Source organism: Bacillus sp. JJ1503, assembly GCF_036965125.1.
Taxonomy (GTDB): domain Bacteria; phylum Bacillota; class Bacilli; order Bacillales; family Cytobacillaceae; genus Cytobacillus.
The window spans coordinates 1-9,303 of sequence record NZ_JBALOZ010000276.1 but is presented as its reverse complement, the minus strand read 5'-3'; the positions used below and the strand labels follow the sequence as shown (position 1 = coordinate 9,303).

The window sequence follows — 9,303 nt, the reverse complement described above, 5'->3', positions numbered from 1 at the left end:
TCAAAAACCTTGTTTAAAAATACTGGTTTCTAGGTCACGACTGAGTTGTCGTTAGACACAAGTATCAATTCCCAAACTTTCCACTTACTCCACCGTCACACTCTTCGCCAAATTCCTCGGCTTGTCAACATCACAGTCCCGGTGTAAAGCAGCGTAGTAAGAAATTAGTTGCAATGGTACAACAGAGATAAGAGGTGTTAATAGTTCGTGCACAGCTGGAATGACAAAAGTATCTTCTTCCGCTTCCAGACCTTTCATAGAGATGATGCACGCGTTGGCTCCTCGGGCAGCGACTTCTTGGACGTTGCTGCGGATGTTTAAATTAACACTTTCTTGAGTAGCTAAGGCGATAATTGGTGTGCCGTCTTCGATTAAAGCGATCGTGCCGTGCTTTAATTCGCCTCCTGCAAACCCTTCTGCCTGAATATAAGAGATCTCCTTCAGCTTTAGTGCTCCTTCAAGACCGACATAGAAGTCTAGTCCACGGCCAATGAAAAATGCATTGCGAGTAACGGATAAAAATTCACGGGCAATTGCTTCGAATTCTTCTTTTTCATCACAGAGCACTTCCATCGCATTCGCAATGATGCCAAGCTCTCGAGAAAGATCAAGATCCATTTCTATTCCACGGCTCTTTGCTGTAACCTCAGCTAAAATCGCTAATACCGCAAGTTGTGCTGTGTACGCTTTTGTCGAAGCAACAGCAATTTCAGGGCCAGCATGAAGCAGTAACGTGTAATCCGCTTCACGGGAAAGTGTTGAGCCAGCCACATTTGTAATCGTAATCGCTTTATAGCCCATTTCTTTAATTTTCACAAGTACAGCACGGCTGTCGGCAGTTTCCCCGCTCTGTGAAATAAAGATGAATAGAGGTTTTTCAGGAAGCAACGGCATGTTGTAGCCAAACTCACTGGAAATATGCACTTCTACCGGAATTTTCGCCATTTTTTCAATGAATTGTTTCCCAACGAGTCCAGCATGGTAGGACGTTCCCGCTGCAATGATGTAAATACGATCTGCCTCATTCATTGCTTGTAGAATTTCGCCATCAATTGTTAAAGCTCCCTTTTCGTCCTGGTAGCTTTGAATAATTTTCCGCATCACTAAAGGCTGTTCGTCAATTTCCTTTAACATATAGTGCGGATATGTGCCTTTTTCAATGTCGCTTGCATCTAATTCTGCTGTATAAGGATCACGGGTGATTTTTTCACCATCAAGGTTCATGATCGTCACGTCATCTTTTCTCACTATGACGACTTCTTTGTCCATTAACTCTACATATTGATCCGTTACTTGAAGCATCGCCATTGCGTCTGATGCGACCACATTAAATGTGTCACCTAATCCGACTAGCAGCGGGCTTTTATTTTTCGCAACGTAGATGGTTTCATTATCCTTTTCGTCTAAAAGGGCAAGTGCATACGACCCATTTAATTGCTTAAGCGTTTTGCGAAACGCTTCTTCAGTTGTTAGTCCTTCATTCGCGAGCAATTCAATCAGCTGAACGATGACCTCCGTATCTGTATCACTGTTAAAAGGAACGCCTTGCAAATATTCGCGCTTTAGGATTTCATAGTTTTCAATGACACCATTATGAACCAGAGTAAAGCGCCCTGATGCGCTTTGGTGCGGGTGAGCATTGGCTACACTTGGCACTCCATGTGTAGCCCAGCGAGTATGACCTATTCCTAGCTCGGCATAAACATCAAAATCAACCATGTTTCTTAAATCAGCAATACGGCCCTTTTCTTTAAAAACATGTACAGTGTTCTCGTTCATTACAGCAATTCCTGCTGAATCATATCCTCTATATTCAAGCTTTTCTAAGCCTTTAAGCAAAATTTCTTTCGAATCAAAATTTCCAATATATCCTACGATACCACACATACTTCTTTTCCTCCTAAATCGGAAGGGGCAAGAAGCCTTTTGGGACAGTCTTGCCCCTCATCTCTGTAATTGATCTTCTGACGTTTTCTTTTGACAAGCGACTAGTAATGTTGTTTTTTACAGTGGCTGTTTTCATCAAACGTCATTTTTAATAATTAGCATTCCCATCTCTTTGTGCATTAAGTTACCCTAATGTTTTATAGATGGAATAACGGTTTGCTTTGAACCGGGAGGCATCCGCCGAACATTTCGATAAACCTCCTCCTCGTCAACTAATCCACTTCCGTTCTGAATTAGTCCAGGCGCTTCAATATTAATTTTTTTTACAATAAAACGGCCCACCTTTCCATTTATTTTAAAAAACAGTAATATCATACACACAAAAAACTCTTTCGTCAATTGAAAAATAGAGGAAAAAAACTCCCTATACAATAAAAATATGCATAAGAGAACGGTTCGGTTCCCTTATGCATAGCCTGTTTACTCTTCATTCAATCCCATTTCTTCTACGACCACAGCAGCAATTCTCTCCACATAGGAGTTGCATAGCTCTTCTGTTGGCGCCTCGGCCATCACACGAACAAGCGGCTCTGTTCCAGATGGTCTCACCAAAATGCGGCCATTTCCACTCATTTCTTTTTCAACCTCTGAAATAATCGCACTTACTTTTTCATTATCTGTCACATGGTGCTTATCTGTCACACGAATATTCACAAGCTTTTGCGGGAACTTTTGCATTTCCTTTGCAAGCTCTGATAATGGCTTTTTCGTCATTTTCATGATGTTTACAAGCTGAAGACCTGTTAGGAGCCCATCGCCTGTCGTAATATAATCAAGGAAAATGATATGGCCGGATTGCTCGCCTCCAAGATTATAGCCATTCTTCTTCATTTCTTCTACTACATAGCGGTCACCAACAGCTGTTGGAATGCTTTGAATGCCGTTCGCCTCCAGCGCTTTATAAAAACCAAGGTTGCTCATAACAGTCGAAACCACTGTACTATGGCGCAGTCTGCCTTGTTCTTTCAGGTATTTCCCGCATATATACATAATTTGATCGCCATCTACAATGTCGCCATTTTCATCTATCGCAATAAGGCGATCTCCATCCCCATCAAATGCTAAACCGACATCTGCTCCCTTTTCCTTTACAAATGCAGCAAGCGTCTCAGGATGTGTTGATCCTACACCTTCATTAATATTTAATCCATTAGGAGAAGCTCCAATCATGGATAGATCTGCATCTAAATCGGCAAATAAGTGTGATGCAAGGGAAGATGTCGCTCCGTGAGCACAATCCAAAGCAATATGGATGCCGGAGAAATCCTCATCCACAGTTTGCTTCAAAAATTGCAAGTATTTCTGTCCGCCCTCGAAATAATCATTCACCTGTCCAAGCTCGGCTCCGACCGGTCTTGGCAGCTGATCTTCCTCTTGATCCATAAAGCTTTCGATTTCATTTTCCTGTTCATCAGATAGCTTAAACCCATCAGGGCCAAAAAACTTAATTCCGTTGTCTGCCACAGGATTATGTGAAGCAGAAATCATGACGCCCGCTTCTGCCCCAAGTGCTTTTGTTAAATAAGCAACACCAGGCGTTGAAATGACGCCAAGACGCATGACCTCTGCTCCGATAGATAATAGACCAGCAACGAGTGCCCCTTCAAGCATGTGTCCAGAAATACGAGTATCGCGGCCAATTAATACTTTTGGACGGCTTTTATCTCTAGTCAGAACATATCCTCCAAAACGCCCTAATTTAAAAGCTAACTCAGGTGTCAACTCGCTATTTGCGACTCCACGTACCCCATCCGTACCAAAATATTTTCCCATTAATGCATACTCTCCTTTAAACATTATTTATATTAAATCTCTTTTTGTGTAATCGTAACTTTTGCTACATCCGTTGCCAGATTCCATTGAACATTTGAAGGACCATTTACATTAATTTTGACGTCATGGTCTCCCGCTTCTATATTAGATAAATCAAGAAAAACAAGAAAATCACTAGCTTTTAATTGCTTAATCATTTCGCTTTTTCCTGTAACAGTTAGGCTGGCACCGTTATTTGGCGATAACACTTCTGCCTCATATTGGTTAGGGAGGCCCGAAAAACTGATTGGAAGATTAGAGAAAGTTTTATTCTCATCCGTTTCTACAGTTTGATCTCCCTCTTGTGGAATTTCACTTGTTTGGATCGCTACTCTGATCGTTTTTGGATTCACCTCAATAATTCCTTCAGAAATGATGACAGGCAGTGATATTTCCGTATCTTCATTGATTTGGCTAACATCTACTTCGACCCTTACGCTGTCCGTCCTATCTAACACATCCTGTGCAGCAAAAATCTTAGCCTCTTTTATATCAGGTGTAATGGAATCAATCTTGATGTTCGCCGGCGGACTGCCTTTTTCTATCACCTTAATGGGAACTGTTTTACTCAAGCTTTTCACTGGGATGATGACATCAACCATTTCATGTTCTAATAAAACATCAAGCTTATTCATATTCCGATCTAGCACTTGAATCTGTGCTTCTCTTCGAACAGTCTCTTTTATAGTCCCCCTTATATTCACTGTCGCTTTTACATAGCTAATTTTGTCAATGACATCCTTAGCTCCCGTTATTTTTATACTTTTCGGCTCTGCCTCAGGAGGCTCGGAAATATAGCCCGCCTCTAACAAGGTCTTATCAAATTCTACATCTACTTTAAAATCCTTTGTTACTTTCTCCTGAATGCTGACATTTACATAGGCAGGATCAATTGTCGCTTTCAGCTTGTCTGATAAATTTCGAATTTCCAACGGAACGCGTTTTGTGCCAATGGCAGCATTTGTTAAGTCCACATATACTTCGAAATTACGTTGCGCTTTTGCGGGTTGCAATAGATTCTTTGGACCTTGTATGGTCACTTTCACCGTTTCCGGGACGCCTGTTACTACAAGATTGTCAGTATCATAATAGCTTTTAACTGGTATATCCGATAGAATTTCATAATCCTCCCCGCTAGGCACATTAATGTTGGAAACGTCCTTTTGTGGATCATAAACAGAAGTAAAGAGAAGCATGGCAAGAATTAATGCGGTAATCTTCATAAACCAGCGTGTGCCAATCAGCTTGTCAATTAATTTATCCATTTTTCTTCGCCCTCCAATTCCAACGAGCGGAAGAAGCTTGTTTAACTCGGTTTTGTGTAATCAATTCCGTTGTTAACATTTCCTTAAAGTCATCAGATTGTAAGTCACGGTGAAGTTCGCCATTTTTTGTTAGCGAAATACTGCCCGTCTCTTCTGAAACAACTACCGTTACACTATCCGTTACTTCACTAATCCCTAGTGCAGCCCTGTGCCTGGTTCCAAGCTCCTTCGAGATAAATGGACTTTCTGACAAAGGAAGATAGCAAGCAGCAGCAGCCACCTGATTTTTTTGTAAAATAACAGCCCCATCATGCAATGGTGTATTAGGGATAAAAATATTGATCAGTAATTCTGACGAAATTTTTGATTCTAGCGGTGTGCCTGTTTCGATATAATCGCCCATTCCGGTTTCCCGTTCAATGGAAATTAAGGCCCCAATCCGGCGCTTAGCCATATAATCGACAGCCTTCACAATCGATTCAACCAATTTTTCCTGATCTTCTGACTCCTGATTGCCTGTTCTAGAAAAAAATCGTCCCCGCCCAAGTTGTTCAAGGGCTCTTCTTAACTCAGGCTGGAAAATGATTGCAATCACTACAAATCCCCAAGTAAGTACCTGCTGCATCATCCACCCAAGTGTCTGGAGGTGGAAATTATCACTGATTACCTTTACAAGAAGAATAACAAATATTCCTTTTACCAATTGAACGGCTTTCGTCCCTTTGACAATGACAATCAGTTTATAGATGACATACCAAACGAGGAGAATGTCAACAGTATTTGCTAATAATTTCAGTATAGAGAAATCTGAAAACGACATTATCCTTCCTCCAAATATATATTAAAAGCATCATTATTCATTAACATAGCTTTCATATTATACCATAAAGCATGCAATACCACCCGTCTGGATACTGTTAACTTTCCATATAAAATAACGGAATCCTGCCTAAAAGCAAGATTCCGTTGTAGAATGATTGTTTGTTATTGAACCGTCTCAGGCTCACTGCCTTCAAATATGCTAACTACCTCTTTAGCTGTTTTTTTGATATGATACCACATCCAGTCAAAAACAGCATTCACCTCTTTTATTTCCCCTGTGACTTTTCCAGCCGATGCCAAATATTTCTCTCCGTTAATAACGGTCACATTTCCTTCAACTTGTCCTTCTATTTTTAATTTGCCATTTTTAACGATGACGTCACCCTTGACTACCTCTCCTTCAGGAACAATGACTGTGTCATTTTGTACTACGAGATTGGGCTGTCTCGACACAGAGAATTGATGATCTTGTTCCCACGAGGAAATGATGCTTCCCATCATGAGTACGAGGAATAGAGATGCAGCCGTCACTAGCGGATGCTGTCTAATCCAGCGCTGGAAACCGACCTTCCGCTTCTCCTTTGGCAATTTGGCCATCACTTTTGCGGTAAAATCGGATGGCGCTTGTATATGTGAAGTGCTTCTGACAAGTGCAATAGTCTTTCGTAATTCATGGAAATGCGCCTGGCATTCTTTGCAGCTTTGCAAGTGCGCTCTTAACTCTGCTTCATGTTCGGCTGAGATCTCTTCATCTAAATATTCATGCATATAAAGAATCACTTCTGCTGGACACTTCAAAGTTCTCACCCTCTTCATAATCAAATTCGCCTTGGCTTATTTGCGCCCAGATTTACCTGAGCTCGCTCGATAAATTCCTTAAAAAATCGAAAGGCTCGCCGGAGGCTTTACTTTATTCAGCCAATGTTTGAACCCCATTTACATTTAACTCGCACCTATGAAGGTGGGAATTTATTGCTGAATAAAGTTATACGTGTCGTAATTGGGTTCTTAATGCTTCTCTTCCCCGATGAATTCTTGTTTTAACCGTACCTAATGGCAAATCTAATATCTTGCTTATTTCATTTAAGGAAAGTTCTTCAATATATTTGAGAACAATCACTGTACGGTATTTTTCTGGGAGCTTGGAAATTTCTCTTTGAATTGTCTCTTGCAGCTCCAGACTTTCAAGATCCTCCTCGGGCAGACTCGTATCTGCAGCAATTTGCGAATACATCGTTAACCCGTCAGTCCCTGCTACCTCTGCATCTAAATAATAATCAGGTTTCTTCTTCCTCATTCGATCGATGCAAAGATTCGTAGCAATTCGATAAAGCCATGAAGAGAATTTCAGATTTATATTGAAACTATGAATGTTCACGTAAGCTCTTAAAAAAGCCTCCTGTGCAATGTCTTCTGCTTCATGTCTATTTCCCAGCATTCTATAGCAAATCATATATACTTTTTCTTTATAGATTTCTACTATTTCTGCATAGGAGTCTTGATCCCCTTTTAGTACCTGCTTAATCCTTTTCTTTACGATTGTCTCCATTTTTCTTTTACCTCCGCTCTAATGCGGCTAATCGATATTACGATCGATAGCGGAAAAGGTTTCACTTTTTTTTAAAAATACTAACCATATCTATATTAACAAATATTTACTGCTGGTGTTTAATAATTTTATTTTACGGGGATTATAGTAAGTAAAATTTGAGGATTGCCAAAGATGTACGTCCTAAAGCTTTTCTATTTCGAAATTCAGGCAGTTATAAATAGGTATATCCAAAAGCAAAAAAGGGGTGGTCTCATGTGTGATTGTAAACTATTAAAGGATATAGAAGATTGCAGAAGAGAAATGATTTATTTAGCATCCTCCTCTTCTCTGTGTAGTCAACAAGTAGTAGACATGAGTACAAAACTGGACAGGCTGCTCAATTTATACTACACCCAGAATAAAAAAAATTAGGCAGGGCTTTTTGTTGAGCCACTGCCTGGTATTTTTTATAGAAGCTTTTCGCCAAATAATGAACCCATTAAAGCAACAGCAACAGATGCTGTTTTATTCTTTTCATCTAAAATCGGATTTACCTCAACAAATTCAGCTGAGGTAATCAACCGTGCTTCCGCTAGCATTTCCATGGCTAAGTGGCTTTCCCGGTAGCTGATTCCGCCAATAACCGGAGTTCCTACTCCAGGTGCATCATGAGGATCTAACCCATCTAGATCAAGAGACAGATGGACCCCATCCGTTTTCTCTTTTAAATAGTTAATCGTTTCTTCCATAACCTTCGTCATACCCAAGCGGTCGATTTCATGCATCGTATACACTTTAATTCCCAGCTCTTTTATTAATTCCCTTTCGCCCTCATCTAAAGAACGAGCTCCAATAATGACAATATTCTCTGGCTTTACTTTCGGAGCAAAGCCACCCACATTGGTAAGCAATGGATGACCCATGCCTAAACTAACAGCAAGCGGCATCCCGTGAATATTTCCTGAAGGAGAAGTCTCTGCCGTATTTAAATCCCCATGGGCATCATACCAAATGACGCCTAAATTTTTATAGTGCTTAGCAACCCCAGCCAGTGTGCCAATCGCAATGCTGTGATCACCCCCAAGTACAAGTGGAAACGCTTGATCCTCAATGGCTTGATCCACCTCTTTAGCGAGCAATTCTGTTTTCTCAGCAATTAATTTCAAATTGCGCAGGTTGGAAACCGGATCAACCTCTACTTCTGGTCTCCCTATAGCAATATCTCCCTTGTCATGAACTTCATCAAACAATGCTTTTAACCGCTCATTTACTCCTGCATATCGAATAGCACTAGGCCCCATATCAACTCCACGTCTAGCTTGACCCAAATCCATAGGCATCCCAATAATCGCCAACTTATTCATAAAAAAGCCCTCCCTAAGCCAATAAATCATTTTCTACCTTTATTTTAACCCCATTGAAGGAAATGACTCAACTCGACAAAAATCTGTATAAATATACGGAATATTAGAAATTAAATGGGTGTTCGGCTGATTGGACGGGATAGAATCTATTATTGGTGACCGGTCGTGCTCTTTTTCTGACGGGACGGGCACCAGTAACCCTTATTGGTGACCGGTCGCTCTCTTTTTCTGACAGGACGGGCACCTAAACCAATTTTTGATGACCGGTCGCTCCTTTTTTCTGACTGGACGGGCATCAGAAACCCTTAATGTCGACCGTTTCCTCTCTTTTTCTGCCGAGTCGGGCACTATCCCGCTTCTTATCGTTCGTTCTATTATATTAGGTAAACGAGAACCTAAAGAAGGTTAAAACCAAAGAAGACCCTTAGGAATAATATCCCTAAAGGTCTTCTTTAGAAAACGAAGTGAGCCATGAAGGACTCGAACCTTCGACCCTCTGATTAAAAGTCAGATGCTCTACCGACTGAGCTAATGGCTCATTTGAAAAATGGCTGGGCTAGCT

At 40.8% G+C, this 9,303-nt stretch carries 8 protein-coding genes and 1 tRNA gene; 1 reads left to right on the top strand and 8 read right to left on the bottom strand.

The genetic code is table 11. The features are described from left to right. Positions 1–84: 84 nt before the first annotated feature. From glmS to sigW, 6 genes are all read right to left on the bottom strand, one after another. On the bottom strand, positions 85–1,887 hold the full coding sequence (gene glmS / locus V7149_RS19935) for a glutamine--fructose-6-phosphate transaminase (isomerizing) (protein WP_335347338.1): 1,803 nt from the start codon (positions 1,885–1,887) through the stop codon (positions 85–87). Positions 1,888–2,367: 480 nt separating this feature from the next. Then, positions 2,368–3,720 (bottom strand): phosphoglucosamine mutase, encoded by a 1,353-nt coding sequence (glmM, locus tag V7149_RS19930; protein WP_335347337.1) that lies wholly within the window; start codon positions 3,718–3,720, stop codon positions 2,368–2,370. A 32-nt stretch (positions 3,721–3,752) separates the two neighbouring features. Next, positions 3,753–5,024, bottom strand: a complete 1,272-nt coding sequence (locus tag V7149_RS19925; RefSeq protein ID WP_335347336.1) for a CdaR family protein — start codon at positions 5,022–5,024, stop codon at positions 3,753–3,755. Continuing rightward, positions 5,017–5,844, bottom strand: a complete 828-nt coding sequence (gene cdaA, locus V7149_RS19920) for a diadenylate cyclase CdaA (protein WP_335347335.1) — start codon at positions 5,842–5,844, stop codon at positions 5,017–5,019. The genes V7149_RS19925 and cdaA overlap by 8 nt, the downstream gene beginning before the upstream one ends. Positions 5,845–6,008: 164 nt before the next feature. Next, entirely contained in the window at positions 6,009–6,644 is a 636-nt protein-coding gene (locus V7149_RS19915) for an anti-sigma factor (protein WP_335347334.1), read from the bottom strand. A 187-nt stretch (positions 6,645–6,831) separates the two neighbouring features. Then, on the bottom strand, positions 6,832–7,395 hold the full coding sequence (gene sigW / locus V7149_RS19910; RefSeq protein ID WP_335347333.1) for an RNA polymerase sigma factor SigW: 564 nt from the start codon (positions 7,393–7,395) through the stop codon (positions 6,832–6,834). Positions 7,396–7,569: 174 nt separating this feature from the next. Here sigW and V7149_RS19905 point away from each other — a divergent pair, with 174 nt between their 5' ends. Next, positions 7,570–7,809 carry an aspartyl-phosphate phosphatase Spo0E family protein gene (locus tag V7149_RS19905; RefSeq protein WP_335347332.1) on the top strand — a complete coding sequence of 80 codons (240 nt, stop codon included), beginning with the start codon at positions 7,570–7,572 and terminating at the stop codon, positions 7,807–7,809. Between the two features lie 35 nt (positions 7,810–7,844). Here V7149_RS19905 and rocF read toward each other — a convergent pair whose 3' ends face one another. Both rocF and V7149_RS19895 read right to left on the bottom strand, forming a co-directional pair. Beyond that, positions 7,845–8,741 (bottom strand): arginase, encoded by an 897-nt coding sequence (rocF, locus tag V7149_RS19900; protein WP_335347331.1) that lies wholly within the window; start codon positions 8,739–8,741, stop codon positions 7,845–7,847. A 465-nt stretch (positions 8,742–9,206) separates the two neighbouring features. Beyond that, positions 9,207–9,279, bottom strand: a tRNA-Lys gene (locus tag V7149_RS19895). Positions 9,280–9,303: the final 24 nt, after the last annotated feature.

What these genes read in the sequence shown, in the direction of transcription:
- glmS (WP_335347338.1), bottom strand. Translation starts at nt 1,887, where the DNA reads ATGTGTGGTATCGTAGGATATATTGGAAATTTTGATTCGAAAGAAATT.
- glmM (WP_335347337.1), bottom strand. Translation starts at nt 3,720, where the DNA reads ATGGGAAAATATTTTGGTACGGATGGGGTACGTGGAGTCGCAAATAGC.
- V7149_RS19925 (WP_335347336.1), bottom strand. Translation starts at nt 5,024, where the DNA reads ATGGATAAATTAATTGACAAGCTGATTGGCACACGCTGGTTTATGAAG.
- cdaA (WP_335347335.1), bottom strand. Translation starts at nt 5,844, where the DNA reads ATGTCGTTTTCAGATTTCTCTATACTGAAATTATTAGCAAATACTGTT.
- sigW (WP_335347333.1), bottom strand. Translation starts at nt 7,395, where the DNA reads ATGGAGACAATCGTAAAGAAAAGGATTAAGCAGGTACTAAAAGGGGAT.
- V7149_RS19905 (WP_335347332.1), top strand. Translation starts at nt 7,570, where the DNA reads ATGTACGTCCTAAAGCTTTTCTATTTCGAAATTCAGGCAGTTATAAAT.
- rocF (WP_335347331.1), bottom strand. Translation starts at nt 8,741, where the DNA reads ATGAATAAGTTGGCGATTATTGGGATGCCTATGGATTTGGGTCAAGCT.